The sequence below is a fragment of the Streptomyces sp. NPDC004838 genome, assembly GCF_053600955.1.
In genome coordinates this window covers 196,571-212,460 of the sequence record NZ_JBSGAW010000010.1, presented here as the reverse complement: position 1 = coordinate 212,460, position 15,890 = coordinate 196,571, and the positions used below count along the sequence as shown (strand labels likewise).

Sequence of the window (15,890 nt, the reverse complement as noted above, 5' to 3'; positions counted from 1 at the left end):
CGGTGCGGTGCCGGATTCCGCCTGCGGCGGATCGCCGGCGCTCCCTCTCCAGCCGCCCCGCGGTCGGCGGCACTCCGCCCCCGGACTGTCTCCCCCCGACGGTCCGGGTGGCGGTCTTCTCTCTCTCACTTCCCGCGCTTCCCGCACGTGCCGGTACGCGCCGGCACTTCCCGGGCGTTCTCGCCCCCGGCGCTCCGCCGCGATCCCCTGCGCCTGTGCCCCCGACAGTCCCCGGCGCTCTCCCGGCGTCCTCGCTCCCCGAGCGTTCTCTCACTCCTCGGGCCTCTTCGGATCCGGACTTTTCACTCGGCTGACCCCCTCCGATCCATTGGTCCAAACCATTGCCCGACAGGTCCACACCACCGCATCTTCACGACCTCCACAATTTTCACAACGTCCACGTTTCACGTGTTGCAACGCCGATGACCTCGTGTTTTTTCCGTGCGAGTCTTATTGCCCTCCCCGCTCCCTGACAGTTACTTTCAGACCCGTCCCGGCATCCTTGGACATTTCCTTCAACTCCCTTGTCTGCAAGGCTGGAAGGAGCACCCCACATGCACAACCAGCACGTTTCCAGACGCACTCTGCTCGCCGCGACCGCGGTCGCGACAGCAGCCGTCACCGCCGGCGCCGCGCCGGCCTTCGCGGCGCGCACCCCACAGCAGCGCGCGATCAGCGACCGACCGCTGAAGCGGATCATTTCCCGCATGACCCTCGACGAGAAGGTCGGCCAGCTCTTCTCCACCTATGTCTTCGGCAGTTCGGCCACCGACCCGGCCCAGCGCGACGTCGACGACAACCTGAACCTCCTTCAGGTACGCAACGCCACGGAGCTGGTCGCCAAGTACCACCTGGGCGGCATCATCTACTTCGGCTGGGCACGGAACATCGTGAACCCCCGCCAGCTCGGCGAGATGTCCAACGCCATCCAGACCGCCGCGCTCGCCCAGCACTCCCCCGTGCCGGTGCTGCTCTCCATCGACCAGGAGCACGGCAGCATCGTCACCCGGCTCGGCCCGCCCGCGACGCAGTTCCCCGGCGCGATGGCGATGGGCGCCGGCGGCTCCCGCGGCGACGCCAAGACGGCGGCCCGCATCTCGGGCCTCGAACTGGCCGCCACCGGCGTCTACCAGAACTACGGCCCGGTCGCGGACGTCAACATCAACCCGCTCAACCCGGTCATCGGCATCCGCTCGTACGGCTCCGACCCGCAAGCGGCCTCCGGGATGGTCGCCGCCCAGGTCAGCGGCTACCAGAGTGCGGGCGTCTCGTCCTGTGTGAAGCACTTCCCGGGCCACGGCGACACCGGCACCGACAGCCACACCGCCCTCCCCCTCATCACGCACACACGTGAGGAGTGGAACCGGCTGGACGCCCCGCCGTTCCGGGCGGCCATCGCCGCCGGGGTCGACTCGATCATGACCGCGCACATCCAGGTCCCCGCGCTGGACCCGAGCAACGACCCGGCCACGCTCTCGCGGCCGATCCTGACCGGCATCCTCCGCGAGGAGCTGGGCTTCGACGGTCTGATCGTGTCCGACGCCCTCAACATGGAAGGCGTCCGCACCAAGTACGGCGACGACCGCGTGCCGATCCTCGCGCTGAAGGCGGGCGTGGACCAGCTTCTGTTCCCCTTCCGGCTCCACATCGCGTGGAACGCGGTCAAGAACGCCGTCCTCAGCGGCGAGCTGACCGAGGCCCGCCTGGAGGAATCGATCCTTCGCATCCTCCGGATCAAGCAGAAGGTGGGGCTGCTGGAGGACCCGCTGGTCTCGCTCAGCAAGATCGACCGGGTGGTCGGCAACCGCAGGCACCTCGACATCGCGGAGGAGATCACCGAGAAGACCACCACGCTCCTGGTCAACAAGAGGAACACCCTGCCGCTGCGCAAGCGCAAGCAGAAGAACGTCCTGGTCGTCGGCGCGAACCCGCTCCGTCCGAACGACACCGAGGCATGGACCACCGAGGTCGTCACGACGACCCTCAACGGGCTGGGCTTCTCCGCGACCGAACTGCCCACCCCCCGCGGCGAGGAGCCGACCGCGGCGCTGATCGAGCAGGCCGTGGCCGCCGCGAGCGGCAAGGACGTCATCGTGGTGGCGACCCAGAACGTCCTGGCCGCCAGTTCCCAGCGCACCCTGGTCTCCCGGCTGGTCGCCACGGGCGTCCCGGTCGTCGCCCTCCACGTCGGCAACCCGTACGACATCGCGCAGCTCGACGGCGTCGCCGCCTCGGTGGCCTCGTACGGCTGGACCGGGAACGAGGTGCGGACCGCCACCCGCGTGATCGCGGGCCGCGTCCAGCCCGAGGGACGGCTGCCGGTGCCGATCCAGCGCGCGGACAACCCGTCGCGGGTCCTGTTCCCGCTCGGCCACGGGCTGGAGTACGACGACTGACGGGCCACGCGGGTCTCGTACGCCCGGCCTCATGGCGGACGTACGGCCGACCCACGCGGACGGAGTGCCGTCCGGCTGACGTAGGGAAACCGGTCAGGCGTCGTCGGCGCACTCCGTCATCCGGCCCCGGCCACCCGACGCGGCTGGCGTGGTCCGCCCACGGCGGGCCACCCTGGTCCCACCGGCCGGGCGGCCGGAGCCACGACAGGGGTGAGGATGGGGCGCAGGCGGTCCGCGAGTGCGGTCGGCACGCTGGTACTGGGATCGGTTCTGGTACTGGCGCTGCTCGCCACGGGCTGCCGGCAAGCCGATGAAAGCCCCGCCGCGACCGCTTCCGGCATCACTTCCCCGACCCCCGGAAACGGTCTGGTCTTTCTCGGCCCCGGCGACTGCGGCTCACGCGGCGAGGACTTCCGTGAGGTGCCCTGCACCAGCGAGAGGGCGGTCGCGCGGGTGCTCGCCCGCCACGGCGGGCGGCCCGCGACCGGTCCCGTCTGCCCTGTGAACACGGACTTCGTGCTGCACATCTCCGAGAGCCGGGTGACGTCCGACGAGGACGGCGACGGGATCGTCGGGCAGGGATACGCCTGTATGCGCAATCTGGAACCACCGCATCCAGGCGATCCCGGTGGGGGCGGCGGCCCCCACACCGTCACCGGCGACTGCCTCTACGACGCGGACGAGGGGCAGGTGAAGGAGACGGCCTGCGACGGATCGGGCCGGCACACACCGGAGTTCAGGATCGCGTCGGCGGTGGCGAAGCGATCGCAGTGCCCACCGTCGACGGACCTGTATGTGCGGTTGCGCGGACCGCAGCCGGTGGGCTGCGCCCGCCGCGTATGACGCGAACGTCGTACACGGCGGGCGCGGCCGACCGTCGTACGAGGGCGGGCGCGGCCGACCGTCGTACGCGGCGGGCACGGACCCCTTCCGGCGGTCACGGACGCAGCGTCGGCTCCCGCTCGATGTCCCGCTTGTCGAGCCTCGCGTCGAACGCGGCCAGCGGCTTGGCCTTCGTCTCGTCCCGTTGGACCGCAGCCGGGGCGACATCGGCCCACTTCAGGATGGACGCGGTGGCCGCGGCCCTCTCGTCGGACACCAGAGCGGCCACATTGGCCCCGTGGTTGGCGCCGGGCGCGATGTACACATGGCTGTCCCGGCTGTCCTCGCCCGGACGGAACCGCTCCGCGCCCCAGGGGTCGTTGCTCCCGTAGACGAACATCATCCGGTCGGCGTTCTCGCGCACCCACCGGTCCACGTCCCGCATCGCGTTCTTCTTGAAGCGCATCGGGATCTCACGCGGCACGAAGTTCCGCGGCGGCTGGTACCCGTACCGGCTCAGGCCCCGCAGATGGGGCTGCTCGATGTCCGGCGAGCCCAGCTCCGTACCGGCCTGGTAGTAGTACGGCGTGTAGGGCGCGAGTCCCTGGTCCGTGTAGAACGAGAACCCGGAGATCGCCTCGACGGTGTCCCACAGCTCCTGGTCGGTCGCGGTCCCGGCGACCGGGATCGAGGCGCAGTCGGAGACCAGGCTGTACTGCCAGAAGACCCAGGCATAGTCGAGGACGACGGCCTCGAACGCGCGGTCCAACGAGCCGACCGTGTTGAAGGTGTAGCCGTTGTCCGCGGCGTACTGTGCGTAGATCTTCTTCAGCGGCTCACGGCGGATCAGGGCCTCGCGCTGCACGGCGTTCAGCTTGTCGCGGCACTCCTTGGTGCCGACCTTGGCGAAGAAGCGGTCGTAGGCCGAGTCCTCTCTGTCGTCCACGTCGTTGGGGGCGACGTAGGCGACGACGCCGTCCATGTCCCGCGGGTAGAAACGCTCGAAGTAGGTGGCGGTCATACCGCCCTTGGAGCCGCCGGTGGCAAGCCACTTCTTGTCGTAGATCTTCTTCAGCGCGGTGTGGACCCGGTGCTGATCGCTGGCGGCCTGCCAGATGTCGAGCTTGGACCAGTCGGCCGGATCCGGTCGGGACGGGGTGAAGAACCGGTACTCCAGGGAGACCTGGTTGCCGTCGATGATGGCCGTCGGCTCGCTGCGGCGCGGGTTGGTGTTCAGGCCGTAGCCGGAGGTGAAGAAGACGGTCGGACGGCTGGTGTCCTTGTGCAGCAGGGTGAGCCGCTGCTGGAAGGTTCCCTTCCGCGGATTGCGGTGATCGACCGGCTGGGTGTATTCGAGGACGAAGAACCTGTATCCGGGAGTCTGCCGCTCCTCGATCAGACTCATTCCGGGGATGGCGAGGACCCGGTCCTTGATGTCCGCGGTCGGCGGAGCGCTGATACCGCTTCCGGACGCGGGCCCGGCGGTGGTGACCGCCCCCGCCGTCGCGCCCGTCGCGCTCACGGTGCCGATGAGCAACGCGAGCGACAGCACTCCTGTGAGCGCCTTGCGCATGAACCCTCCCCTGGTTCCTTCTGTGGGTCGCCGTGAACCTAGCGGGCTCAACACCCGTCCCGCCAGACCTAGTTGTGCACGGCATGCACAGAAGTACGCAGAGTCGGACAGCCCTTCGAAACCGGCCGCGGGAACCGGCCACCGGGAGGACCGGCCCGCGCGCGGTCCGCTGGACCGTCCGCGATTCGGCCGGTCAGCAGGAGATCCAGCCGGTCGAACGGCCGATTCCCGCGATGGATCCGTACGCCCGCACACAGCGGTTGACGGCGGACACCCTGACGGGGCCCGCGTGCCGGCGGAAGGTCCCCTGGATGACGACGGCCCGGCTGCCGCGCGCCTGGAGGGAGACGAGCATCGCGCGCCGGGAACCGGGCTTCTTGGCGATGGTCACGGCACAGGCGGAGCGCCCGCTCCGGTAGACGCGCAGCTCGCCGGTGGCGAACCGGACCGTCCTCACCGGCCGTCCCGAGCAGAGGGAACGGGCCCCGGCGGACGCGAACGCGGATGCGGACAGGGATACGGATGCGGGCACGGCACCGGTGCCGACGCTTGCAGCAGCACCAGCACCGGCACGAGCACCAGCACCGGCTGCGCCCATGGAGGCGCGGGGGAAGCGCTCACCGTCGCGGGCGGAGTCCTGGCCCCCGGCGCGGGCGAGTTCATGGGCCGCGACCGACTCCGTGCCGGGCCCCGCCAGAAACGCGGCCGCGACCAGAAGAACGGCCGGAAACCACCTCATCCCCCGACGCCCCGGCCGCACTGCCCCACGACCGGCCCTCCCGGCACGACGCCCCGCGCGAACCGGCCCTCCCGCTCTCCCGGTGCGTCCGGGCTCTCCCACGGGCTCGGCCTCCCCCGCGTGCCCCGCTCGCTCCGCCTCCCCCGCTCGCTCCGTCCTCCCGGCCCCCGTACGACTCCACACGGCTGCTCCCCCTGACACTCGGCCGCGACCAGCCGATCAGCCGACCGGCCGACCGGTCTCCCGTTTCCCGTGCTTCCCGTGCTTCCCGTGCGCCACGCCTCCCGCGCGGCTTCCGCGCTCGGCGCTTCCCTCTCTTCCCGTACTTGTTCCTGTACTCGTTTCCTGTACTTGCGTACGACGCTCCGGGGGCCCGAAGGGTTGTCGAACGGCAGGGGGACGCGAGTTACACGACGGCGGGCGCTCCCTCGGGCTCGTCCTCGCCGGTGAACGTGCGCCACAGCACCGCGTACCGGCCGTCCCGCTCGAGGAGTTCGTCATGGGTGCCGTCCTCGGCGACCCGGCCGTCCGCCATCACCACGACCCGGTCGGCACGGGCGGCCGTCGTCAGACGGTGGGCGACGACGAGGGTGGTACGGCGGCCGGCCAGCCGGTCCGTGGCCTGGTTCACCTGGGCCTCGGTGGCCAGATCGAGCGCCGCGGTCGCCTCGTCCAGCAGGAGGATGTCCGGGTCGACCAGTTCGGCGCGGGCCAGGGCGATCAGCTGCCGCTGTCCGGCGGAGAGGTTCCGTCCGCGCTCGGAGACCTCGTGGAGATAGCCGCCGTCCAGGGTGGCGATCATGCCGTGCGCTCCCACCGCGCGGGCGGCGGCCTCCACCTCGGCGTCGCTCGCGCCGGGACGGCCGTACGCGATAGCGTCCCGTACCGTCCCCTCGAAGAGATACGCCTCCTGCGGCACGACGCCCAGCCGGTGCCGGTAGGCGGTCATGTCCAGCTCCCGCAGATCGACACCGTCCACCGTGACCCGGCCGTGGGTGGGGTCGTAGAAGCGGGCGACCAGCTTGACCAGGGTCGACTTGCCCGCGCCCGTCTCCCCGACGAAGGCGACGGTCTGGCCTGCGGGGATGCGCAGATCGATGCCCCTCAGAGCCTCCTCGTCGTCCCCGTACGCGAAGTCGACCCCTTCGAAGGCGATCTCGCCGGTCAGCGAGCGCACCTCGACGGGCCGGTTCGCGGTGGTGGTCGAGGGCTTCTCGGCCAGCAGTTCCTGGATGCGTCTGAGGGAGACCGCGGCCTGCTGGTAGCCGTCGAAGACCTGGGACAGCTGCTGTACGGGAGCGAAGAACAGGTCGATGTAGAGGAGGTAGGCGACCAGCGCTCCGGTGGTCAGGGTGCCCGCCTCGATCCGGTTTCCGCCGACGATCAGCACGGCCGCCGCCGCGACGGACGCCAGCAGCTGAACGAAGGGGAAGTAGACGGATATCAGCCACTGGCCGCGGATCCGGGCCTGCCGGTAGTGGTCGCTGCCCGCCACATAGCGATGGTTGCCGTCGCTCTCGCGGCGGAACGCCTGCACGATCCGCAGCCCCGAAACGGACTCCTGGAGGTCGGCGTTGACCACTGCGATGCGTTCACGGGCCAGTTCGTACGCCTTGACGCTCTGCCTGCGGAAGAAGTAGGTGCCGATGATCAGGGCCGGCAGGGTCGCGAAGACGACCAGCGCGAGCTGGACGTCGATGACGACCAGGACGACCAGGATGCCGAAGAAGGTGACGACGGAGACGAAGGCGGTGACCAGGCCGGTCTGGAGGAATGTCGACAGGGCGTCGACGTCGGTGGTCATCCGCGTCATGATCCGGCCGGTCAGCTCGCGCTCGTAGTAGTCGAGCCCGAGCCGCTGGAGCTGGGAGAAGATCCGCAGACGTACGGAGTACAGGACGCGTTCGCCGGTCCGGCCGGTCATCCGGGTCTCGCCGATCTGCGCCGCCCACTGCACGAGGACGGCGAGCAGGGCGAGGAGGGAGGCGGCCCACACCGCGCCGAGCGCGGCCTGTTCCACGCCCTGGTCGATGCCGTGCCGGATCAGTACGGGAAGGAGCAGGCCCATTCCGGCGTCGATCGCCACCAGGAGGAGGCTGATCAGCAGCACCGGCCCGAAGCCGCGCAGCAGAAGACGGAGTCCCCCGCCCTCGCCGTGGGACTGTTCGGCGCGGGTGGCCCGTGCCTCGTCGATGTCCGGGGTGTCGTCGGCCGGGGGCAGGGCGTCGACCTGGGCGAGCAGTTCGGGTGTCGCGTCGGGCTCCTTGGACCGTACGGCCGTGCCGTCCCGGACCCAGAGCCGGGGGGTGATGCCCTGCTCGACGTCCCACGCCGGGTCGTCGTACCCCTCGTCCCCTACGTCCCCTACGATCCGGTCGCCGTCCGGCTCCGCCTCCAGCGGCGGGGCGTGGCCCGGTGAGACCGCGCCCAGCTCGTCGGGGTCGGTGAGCAGTCTGCGGTAGAGGGCCGAGCGCTCGGTCAGCTCCTCGTGCGTGCCGATGTCGGCGAGCCGTCCGCCGTCCAGGACGGCGATCCGGTCGGCGAGGCCGAGGGTGGAGCGGCGGTGGGCGATCAGCAGGGTGGTGCGGCCGGCCATGACCGAGCGCAGGGCGTCGTGGATCTCGTGCTCGACCCGCGCGTCGACGGCGGAGGTGGCGTCGTCGAGGAGCAGGAGCCGGGGGTCGGTGAGGATGGCGCGGGCGAGGGCGATGCGCTGGCGCTGGCCGCCGGAGAGCGTGAGGCCGTGTTCGCCGACCTTCGTGTCGTAGCCGTCGGGCAGCTCGGCGATGAAGCGGTCGGCCTGGGCGGCGCGCGCGGCGGTCTCGATCTCGTCCCGGGTCGCGTCGGGCTTTCCGTAGGCGATGTTGGCGCGGACGGTGTCGGAGAAGAGGAAGCTGTCCTCCGGTACGAGTCCGATGGCGGCGCGGAGCGAGGAGAGGGTCAGTTCGCGGACGTCGTGTCCGCCGACGAGGACCGCGCCGTGGGTGACGTCGTAGAAGCGGGGCAGCAGCAGCGACACGGTGGACTTGCCGCTGCCGGAGGAGCCGACGACGGCGACGGTCTCGCCCTCGCCGATCTCCAGCGAGAAGCCTTCGAGGACGGGCCGCTCAGGGTCGTAGCCGAAGGTCACACCGTCGAATTCGACGGTGGCGGGGGCGTGTGTGGGGAGTTCCTTGGGGCCGTCGGCGAGGGTGGGTTCGGTGTCGATCAGCTCCAGGACGCGTTCGACGCCCGCGCGGGCCTGCTGGCCGACGGTGAGGACGACGGCGAGCATGCGGACGGGTCCGACGAGCTGGGCGAGATAGGTCGAGAAGGCGACGAAGGTGCCGAGGGTGATCTCACCGCGGGTGGCCAGCCAGCCGCCGACCGCGAGCATCGCGACCTGTCCGAGGGCGGGGACGGCCTGGAGGGCGGGTGTGTAGCGGGAGTTCAGCCGGATGGTCCGCAGCCGCCCGGCGAAGAGCCGGCGGCTGGCCTCGCGGAGTTTGCCGGTCTCCTGTTCCTCCTGGCCGAAGCCCTTGACGACGCGTACGCCGGATATCGCGCCGTCCACGACGCCGGCGACCTGGGCCGCCTGGCTCTGGGCGTACCAGGTGGCGGGGTGGAGGCGGGTGCGGCTGTGGCGGGCGATCCACCACAGGGCGGGGCCGACGGCGAGGGCGATCAGGGTGAGCGGCAGCGAGAGCCACGCCATGATCGCCAGGGAGATGAGGAAGAGCAGGACGTTCCCGATGGTCATCGGGAGCATGAACAGCAGACTCTGGATGAGCTGGAGGTCGCTGGTCGCGCGGCCGACGACCTGTCCGGTGGAGAGCTCGTCCTGGCGGCGTCCGTCGAGGCGGGTGATCGTCCCGTACATCTCGGTCCGCAGGTCGTGCTGGACGTCGAGGGCGAGTCTGCCGCCGTAGTAGCGGCGTATGTAGGTGAGGACGTAGACGACGAGGGCGGCGGCTATGAGGAGGCCGGTCCAGAGCGCGAGCGATCCGGTGCCGGCCCCGATGACGTCGTCGATGACGACCTTGGTGATGAGGGGGACGAGGGCCATGACGGCCATGCCGGCGAGGGAGGAGCCGAGGGCGAGGAGGACGTTGAGCCGGTACCGCCAGGCGTAGCCGGAGAGTCTCCGTGCCCAGCCCCGAGGCTGCTCGGCGCCCTTGGCCTGCCCGGAACCCTTTGGCTGCCCGGAGTCCTTGGCCGGCTTGGGGTCCTTGGCCTGTTCAGCCGGCTTCGCCGCCGCCACGTGATGCCTCCCGCTCGTGTTGCTGTTCCACCGGAAGGCACCAACACGGCGAGGCCCGGATTTCATCCCGCCGCGACGTCGCGTCGCGGATCGTCACGCAGGATGCGTGACGGATCACCCGGGGCGGGATGCGCCGACGGAGTTCGCGGACGGTATGCGCAGACGGGATACGCGGGCGGGATGCGGGGCGGGCGGTGTCAGCCCGTCGCCGGAATCGGCTCCTTCGCGGGCTTCTCCGGGGTGGCCGGCACGGCCTCGTGCGGGACGGCGGCCGGCGCGAAGGCGGTATGGGCGGGGGCCGCCGGATTGAGGGCCTTGTGGATGGCGCGCGAGACGGCCTGGATGGTGTTCACACCGTCGTTCATGGTCCGGTTGTTGTGGGTGAGGACGGTGATCGAGTAGTCGTGTTTCGTACCCGTGAACGCGCCGATGCTGTGGACGCGCCAGCCGTAGGTCTTACGCGGCAGCCAGCCGTTCTTGACCTGTACGGCGGCGGTGGCGGGAGCCCCGGCCGGGGTGCCCCAGCGCTGGGACGGGATCACCGCGCGCATCAGCTTGAGGACGTACGCGCGGGAGGCGTCCGTGAGGACCGTGCCCTTCGTGGTCAGCATTCCGAGGAGGCGCTGCTGGTCGCGGGCGGTGATCTGGGTGAGTCCCCAGTAGCCGTTCGAGCCGGGGACGGTCTGCGTCATACCGGTCGCGGTGAGAAAGCGCTGGATCTTCGTCGTGCCGAGCTGCCTCCACAGGGTGCTGGTGGAGTCGTTGTCCGACTTGGTGATCATGGCCGTCGCGAGACTCTTCTCACGTGTGGTGAGGGAGCGGTTGGCCTTCTGCGCGTCCAGGAGCAGAGCGCCGAGGACCGTGACCTTGACGATGCTCGCCGAGTCGAACTTCTGCGAGGCCCGCAGCTGGCAGGTCGTACCGGTCTTCCGGTCGACGGCGTAGATGGCGGTGACCGACTTGCGGTTCTTGAGCGCCGCGTTGACGTCCTTCGTCAACTTGGCCGCGAGACCCGGCTTGTTGGAGGTGCACGAGACCTGCGGCGTGGCCGCGGCGGCGGGCGTCGCGGACAGCGCCGCCGGTATGAGCGCGGCGGCGGCAAGGGCCGCGGCGACGGTCCGCGAGCGGCGTGGCCCACTGCCCGTTCCGTGCTGAGTCATGGAGGTTCCCCCGTCTGGTGTACGAGTCGTGTGAGGGTGCGGATTCCTGTGCGCCCGTCCCGTTGACGCCCGGAGAATCGAAGGGTTGCACGGATTTCGCACATTTCTGCGAACAGTTATCGAGAGGTGACCTGCGCCGATGCCGTCCCCCTGGACGCGTCAGCCGGACCGCGGGCCGCGACGGTGACGGCGGCCGCGACGGACCGGGAGATGCGCCGGAGATCCGGTCCGGCCGGGAGATGCGGTTCGGCCGAAAGATCCGCCGGAGATCCGGTTCAGGGATGCCGGTGGATCGCGCGGGAGACGGCCTCGATGGTCTCGACGCCGGACGCCATGGTGACGTTGTCCTCGGTGAGGACGACGATCGTACGACCGTGGCCGTTCCCCGTGAACGCGCCGATGCTGTGGACGCGCCAGCCGTGGGTGGCCCGCGGCAGCCAGCCGTTCTTGACCTGTACGGCGGCGGTGGCGGGAGCCCCGGCCGGGGTGCCCCAGCGCTGGGACGGGACGACCTCGCGCATGAGGGTGAGCGCGTACGACCGCGAGGCCGGGGTGAGCACGCTGTCGCCCGTGGTCAGCACTTCCAGCAGCCGGTGCTGGTCCCGTGCGGTGCTCCGGGTGAGCCCCCAGTGACCGCCCGAGCCGGGAACGGTGTCGTCCATCCCGGCCGCCCGCAGGAATCTCTTGATCCGGTCCGTGCCGAGCTGCCGCCACAGGGCGTCGGTCGAGGCGTTGTCGGAGCGCGTGATCATGGCCCTGGCAAGGCGGTCCTCGCGGGCCGTTGGCCTGCGTCCCCGCTCTTTCGCCTCCATGAGCAGCGCGCCGAGGACGGTCACCTTGACGACGCTCGCCGTGTCGAACGCGCGGTCGGCCTGTACCTCACAGCTGGTTCCGGCGGGCCGGTCGTCGAGATGGACGGCCGTCGTCGAGGGGCGGCCTTCGAGCGCGGTGATGATGTCCCTCAGCAGACCGAAGGCCAGCTCCACGTTCGAGGATGTGCAGGAGACCTGCGGCGTCGTGGCCGCGGCGGCGGGCGTCGCGACCACGACGGACGGTAGGAGCACGGTGGCCGCGGCCACGAAGGCAACGGTCGTACGGGTACGGGGGGTTCGGCGGTGAGCCATGGCGGAATTGACTCACGCTTTCCTGTGAGCGGTCCGGGCGAGCGGGTCGGCTTCCGGACCGCCCGCCTCGCGGACCACTCGCATGACACCGGCCTCACGGACCGCTCGCGACCACGGACGGGGGCGGTGCGGCGGCGAGGCGGGTTCAGGCGTCCCGCCGCCGGAGAGAGATCCCGCCCGCCAGGACCGCCGTTCCCGCCCAGAGGGCGAGTACCCCGAGCCCGGCCCATGGACCCAGCGGGCCCGTCGGGTCCTGGAGCAGGATCTGCTGACCGGCGCGATCGGGGAAGAAGTCCGCGATACCGCCGTCGTCGTCGATGTCACCGATGACGAACGACACCAGCACCGTGAACGGGATGAGGACGCCCATCACCGCGGCCCCGCTGCGCAGCAGCGTCGCGAGGCCCGCCGCGAACAGGGTGATCAGAGCCAGGTTGATCCCGCAGCCGATCACCGCGCGCGGGGCGCCCGGGTCGGCGAGGCTCAATCCGACGCCCTCGGCGTCGATGAGGTACTGGCCGACCAGGAAGCAGGTCAGACTCGTCACCATGCCCATCGCGAGGGACAGCGCGCCGATCACCGCCAGTTTCGCCGCATAGAAGACGCCCCGGCGCGGGACCGCGGCCAGGGAGACGCGGATCACGCCGGACTTGTACTCCCCCGCCACCGCGAGCGCGCCGAAGCAGACCGCCCCGACCATGCCGAAGTTGAGGCCGAAGAACGAGGACCGCAGGGGGTCGTAGTCGGGCTGGGCCATGTCCTCGGCCGTGAAGGTGCCGCTCATCAGCAGCGAGAAGGCGAGCGTCGCGACGAACACCGACGCGAGGGTGATGAGCAGGGACCGTACGGTACGGATCTTCAGCCACTCCGAGTGGAGGGCGGCGGAAATGGACACGGTCAGATCTCCTTGGCGGCTGAGCTGGCGGCTGACGCGGCGGCGGTCGCGTCGGCTCCGGCGGCGGTGAACTCGGTCTCGCCCGCGGTCAGGGCCAGATAGGCGTCCTCCAACGAGGGCTCCTCACCCGTCAGTTCGAGGATCGGAATGCCCTCCCGCGCGGCGAGCGGCCCGATGTCGTCCACTCGGGCCCCCTCGACGCTCCAGCTCCCGTCGTCCGCCTGGACGGGCTCGTACCCCTTGGCCGTCAGGGTCGTACGCAGCCGTTCGCCTTCCGTCGTACGCAACCGGACCCGGCGCGTCGTCCAGGTCTCGATGAACTCCGCCGTCCCGGTGTCCGCGAGGAGCCTGCCCCTGCCGAGGACGACGAGATGATCCGCGAAGGACGCGGTCTCGCCCATCAGATGGCTGGAGACCAGGACCGTCCTGCCCTCCTTCGCCAGATCCCGCAGCAGCCCGCGGATCCAGATGATCCCCTCGGGGTCGAGCCCGTTCGACGGCTCGTCCAGCATCAGCACCCGCGGGTCGCCGAGGAGGGACGCGGCGATGCCCAGGCGTTGGCGCATCCCGAGGGAGAAGGTCCTGATACGGCGGTCCGCGACGCTCGCGATGCCGGTCCGTTCGAGGACCTCGGTGACCCTGCCGACCGGGATCCGGCCGGCGGCGGCGATCACCCGGAGATGGTCACGGGCGGTACGGGAGCCCATCGCGGCCCGAGCGTCGAGCAGCGCGCCCACCGTGCGGAGCGGATCGTCGAGGTCCCGGTAGACGCGCCCCCCGACGGTGGCCGTGCCGGACGTCGGGCGGTCCAGTCCGAGGACCAGGCGCATGGTGGTGGATTTCCCGGCTCCGTTCGGGCCGAGGAAGCCGGTGACCCGGCCGGGGCGCACGGTGAACGTCAGCGCGTCCACGGCCCGTCTGCTGCCGTACTCCTTGGACAGGTTCGTGACATCGATGCTGGTCATGGCAGCAAGCCTGGGCTCCGGAGGCCGGGCCCGGCCTCCCCCGGCAGGGGAGAACGGCTCCCTCGCACGGGGGACCCGCACCGGGCTGGGGCACTGGCACGATGGCGGAATGCTCCGGTTGCTTCGCCCCCTGACCCGCGCCGTCACCTATACCCGGTGGCTGCATCTGTTCATGGGCGTGATCGTCATCGGCATGTGGATGCTGGTCTACCACGGGCGGCTCTACATCCCGATCCTGCTGCTGGGACTGGCGGGGTTCATTCCGGCGACCCGGCTCGCCGAGGGGCTCCAGGCGCGCGTGCTGCTCACCCGCCAGGGCTTCAAGGACTCCGCCTCCGGCATCTCGGCCGCACCCTCGGTCACGTGGGGCGATCGCTGGCGTACGGTCCTGTGGCTGGAGATCAGGCTGCTCCTGGGCAACACCGTCGGCTTCGCCACCGTCCAGTTGCCCGGCGTCTCCATCGATCTCGCGCGGGCCGCGGCCGGCAGCACCGGCCGGGTCTCCCTCACCGCGCTGGAGAGCGGCCACTGGTGGTACGCGCTGCTCGTCCCGCTGCCGATCGCCGCGCTTCTGGCGATCGTCGTCGGGGCCGGGGAGCTGATCACCCTCATCGCCCGGCGGCTGCTCGGCCCCTCCGCCCAAGAACGGCTCGCCGCCCTGGAGGAGCGCACCGAGCAATTGCTGGAGCGCAATCGCATCGCCCGTGAACTGCACGACTCCATCGGGCACGCGCTCACGGTCGCCGTAGTGCAGGCGGGCGCGGCCAAGGCAGCGGGCAGCGCGGAGTTCACCGACCGGGCGCTGACCGCCATCGAGGAGACCGGTCGGACGGCCCTGGAGGATCTGGAGCGGGTGCTCCTGGTGCTGCGGGAGTCCGGGCAGCCCGTGAGCAGCAGGCCGACGCTCAGCGACTCGGACCGGCTGCTGGAATCCGCGCGGGCGTCGGGCGCCGAGGTCGACGCGGAGGTGTCCGGTCCGGTCGGGGCCGTTCCGGGGCCGGTGTCCCGCGAGGGGTACCGCATCCTTCAGGAGGCGCTGACGAATGTGCTGCGGCACATGGGTCCGGTGCCGACGCGGGTGCGGATCGCCGTCGTCGGCGAGACGCTCCACCTGGAAGTGGTCAATCCCCTCGACCGTCCCACCGTTCCCAACGGCCGCGGCAGCGGGCTGCGCGGCATCCGGGAGCGGGCGGCGCTGCTGGGCGGGGAGGCCGTGACGGGTCCGTACGAGGGCGAGTGGCGGGTCCGGGTCGGGCTGCCGCTGAACGGTCCGGGCTGATCCGGCGCGTACCGCCCGCTTCCCCGCCGCATACGCTGGTCGGGTGCCGATCTCCGTACTCCTGGTCGACGACGAGCCTCTCGTACGCGCGGGCCTGCGCGCCGTGCTGGAGGCCCAGCCCGATATCGAGGTCGTCGGCGAGGCCGCGGACGGCGCCGCCGTGATCCCTCTGGTGCGGCGGTTGCGGCCCGATGTGGTGGCGATGGATGTGCGGATGCCGCTGCTCGACGGCATCGAGGCGACCCGCGCCGTCCTCAGAACCGTCGACGATCCGCCGAAGATCCTGGTCATCACGACCTTCGAGAACGACGAGTACGTGTACGAGGCGCTGCGCGCGGGCGCCGACGGCTTTCTGCTCAAGCGGGCCCGTCCCACGGAGATCGTGCACGCGGTACGGCTGGTGGCGGAGGGCGAGTCGCTGCTCTTTCCGGCGGCGGTGCGGGCCCTGGCGGCCGAGTACGGGAGCGGCGCGGCCCGTGCGGCGATGGAGCGGGCCGCGCTGACCGAGCGGGAGGCGGCGGTGCTGCGGCTGATGGCGAGCGGGCTGTCCAACGCGGAGATCGCGGACCGGCTCCATGTCGGCACGGAGACGGTGAAGACCCATGTGAGCGCGGTGCTCGGCAAACTGGGCGCGCGTGACCGTACGCAAGCGGTGATCGCCGCGTACGAGTCGGGTTTCGTCACGCCCGCCTGAGCG

The 15,890-nt window shown here is 70.8% G+C and carries 11 protein-coding genes; 4 read left to right on the top strand and 7 right to left on the bottom strand.

All coding sequences use genetic code 11. The features are described 5' to 3' along the window. Positions 1 to 554 precede the first annotated feature (554 nt). Together ACWEFL_RS14520 and ACWEFL_RS14515 are read left to right on the top strand one after the other, a co-directional pair. The gene (locus ACWEFL_RS14520; protein WP_451711586.1) at positions 555 to 2,396 is read left to right on the top strand and encodes a glycoside hydrolase family 3 protein; all 1,842 of its coding nucleotides are present in this window, start codon (positions 555 to 557) and stop codon (positions 2,394 to 2,396) included. 216 nt (positions 2,397 to 2,612) lie between these two features. Continuing rightward, positions 2,613 to 3,239: a hypothetical protein gene (locus ACWEFL_RS14515; protein WP_451711583.1), complete on the top strand. Its 627-nt coding sequence runs from the start codon at positions 2,613 to 2,615 to the stop codon at positions 3,237 to 3,239. Positions 3,240 to 3,333: 94 nt separating this feature from the next. On the opposite strand, the gene ACWEFL_RS14510 is transcribed toward ACWEFL_RS14515, so the two are convergent. The 7 genes from ACWEFL_RS14510 to ACWEFL_RS14480 all read right to left on the bottom strand — a co-directional run bounded on the left by ACWEFL_RS14510 (position 3,334) and on the right by ACWEFL_RS14480 (position 13,914). Then, on the bottom strand, positions 3,334 to 4,791 hold the full coding sequence (locus ACWEFL_RS14510) for a S28 family serine protease (RefSeq protein ID WP_451711580.1): 1,458 nt from the start codon (positions 4,789 to 4,791) through the stop codon (positions 3,334 to 3,336). Between the two features lie 193 nt (positions 4,792 to 4,984). Next, positions 4,985 to 5,530, bottom strand: a complete 546-nt coding sequence (locus ACWEFL_RS14505) for a hypothetical protein (protein WP_451711577.1) — start codon at positions 5,528 to 5,530, stop codon at positions 4,985 to 4,987. 406 nt (positions 5,531 to 5,936) lie between these two features. Next, the gene (locus tag ACWEFL_RS14500) at positions 5,937 to 9,836 is read right to left on the bottom strand and encodes an ABC transporter ATP-binding protein (protein WP_451711574.1); all 3,900 of its coding nucleotides are present in this window, start codon (positions 9,834 to 9,836) and stop codon (positions 5,937 to 5,939) included. Between the two features lie 131 nt (positions 9,837 to 9,967). Further along, complete coding sequence (locus ACWEFL_RS14495) at positions 9,968 to 10,930, bottom strand: serine hydrolase (RefSeq protein ID WP_451711571.1); 963 nt, start codon at positions 10,928 to 10,930, stop codon at positions 9,968 to 9,970. 275 nt (positions 10,931 to 11,205) lie between these two features. Further along, positions 11,206 to 12,054: a serine hydrolase gene (locus ACWEFL_RS14490; RefSeq protein ID WP_451711568.1), complete on the bottom strand. Its 849-nt coding sequence runs from the start codon at positions 12,052 to 12,054 to the stop codon at positions 11,206 to 11,208. A gap of 145 nt (positions 12,055 to 12,199) precedes the next feature. Next, positions 12,200 to 12,949 carry an ABC transporter permease gene (locus ACWEFL_RS14485; protein WP_451711566.1) on the bottom strand — a complete coding sequence of 250 codons (750 nt, stop codon included), beginning with the start codon at positions 12,947 to 12,949 and terminating at the stop codon, positions 12,200 to 12,202. 2 nt (positions 12,950 to 12,951) lie between these two features. Next, a complete protein-coding gene (locus tag ACWEFL_RS14480; protein WP_451711564.1) occupies positions 12,952 to 13,914 on the bottom strand; it encodes an ABC transporter ATP-binding protein in 963 nt (320 codons plus the stop codon). Between the two features lie 109 nt (positions 13,915 to 14,023). Between ACWEFL_RS14480 and ACWEFL_RS14475 the strand changes: the two genes are divergently transcribed. Together ACWEFL_RS14475 and ACWEFL_RS14470 are read left to right on the top strand one after the other, a co-directional pair. Continuing rightward, a complete protein-coding gene (locus tag ACWEFL_RS14475) occupies positions 14,024 to 15,193 on the top strand; it encodes a sensor histidine kinase (RefSeq protein ID WP_451711562.1) in 1,170 nt (389 codons plus the stop codon). Between the two features lie 43 nt (positions 15,194 to 15,236). Next, a complete protein-coding gene (locus tag ACWEFL_RS14470) occupies positions 15,237 to 15,887 on the top strand; it encodes a response regulator transcription factor (RefSeq protein ID WP_451711559.1) in 651 nt (216 codons plus the stop codon). Positions 15,888 to 15,890 lie beyond the last annotated feature (3 nt).

What these genes read in the sequence shown, in the direction of transcription:
- ACWEFL_RS14520 (WP_451711586.1), top strand. Translation starts at nt 555, where the DNA reads ATGCACAACCAGCACGTTTCCAGACGCACTCTGCTCGCCGCGACCGCG.
- ACWEFL_RS14515 (WP_451711583.1), top strand. Translation starts at nt 2,613, where the DNA reads ATGGGGCGCAGGCGGTCCGCGAGTGCGGTCGGCACGCTGGTACTGGGA.
- ACWEFL_RS14510 (WP_451711580.1), bottom strand. Translation starts at nt 4,791, where the DNA reads ATGCGCAAGGCGCTCACAGGAGTGCTGTCGCTCGCGTTGCTCATCGGC.
- ACWEFL_RS14505 (WP_451711577.1), bottom strand. Translation starts at nt 5,530, where the DNA reads ATGAGGTGGTTTCCGGCCGTTCTTCTGGTCGCGGCCGCGTTTCTGGCG.
- ACWEFL_RS14500 (WP_451711574.1), bottom strand. Translation starts at nt 9,836, where the DNA reads ATGAAATCCGGGCCTCGCCGTGTTGGTGCCTTCCGGTGGAACAGCAAC.
- ACWEFL_RS14495 (WP_451711571.1), bottom strand. Translation starts at nt 10,930, where the DNA reads ATGACTCAGCACGGAACGGGCAGTGGGCCACGCCGCTCGCGGACCGTC.
- ACWEFL_RS14490 (WP_451711568.1), bottom strand. Translation starts at nt 12,054, where the DNA reads ATGGCTCACCGCCGAACCCCCCGTACCCGTACGACCGTTGCCTTCGTG.
- ACWEFL_RS14480 (WP_451711564.1), bottom strand. Translation starts at nt 13,914, where the DNA reads ATGACCAGCATCGATGTCACGAACCTGTCCAAGGAGTACGGCAGCAGA.
- ACWEFL_RS14475 (WP_451711562.1), top strand. Translation starts at nt 14,024, where the DNA reads ATGCTCCGGTTGCTTCGCCCCCTGACCCGCGCCGTCACCTATACCCGG.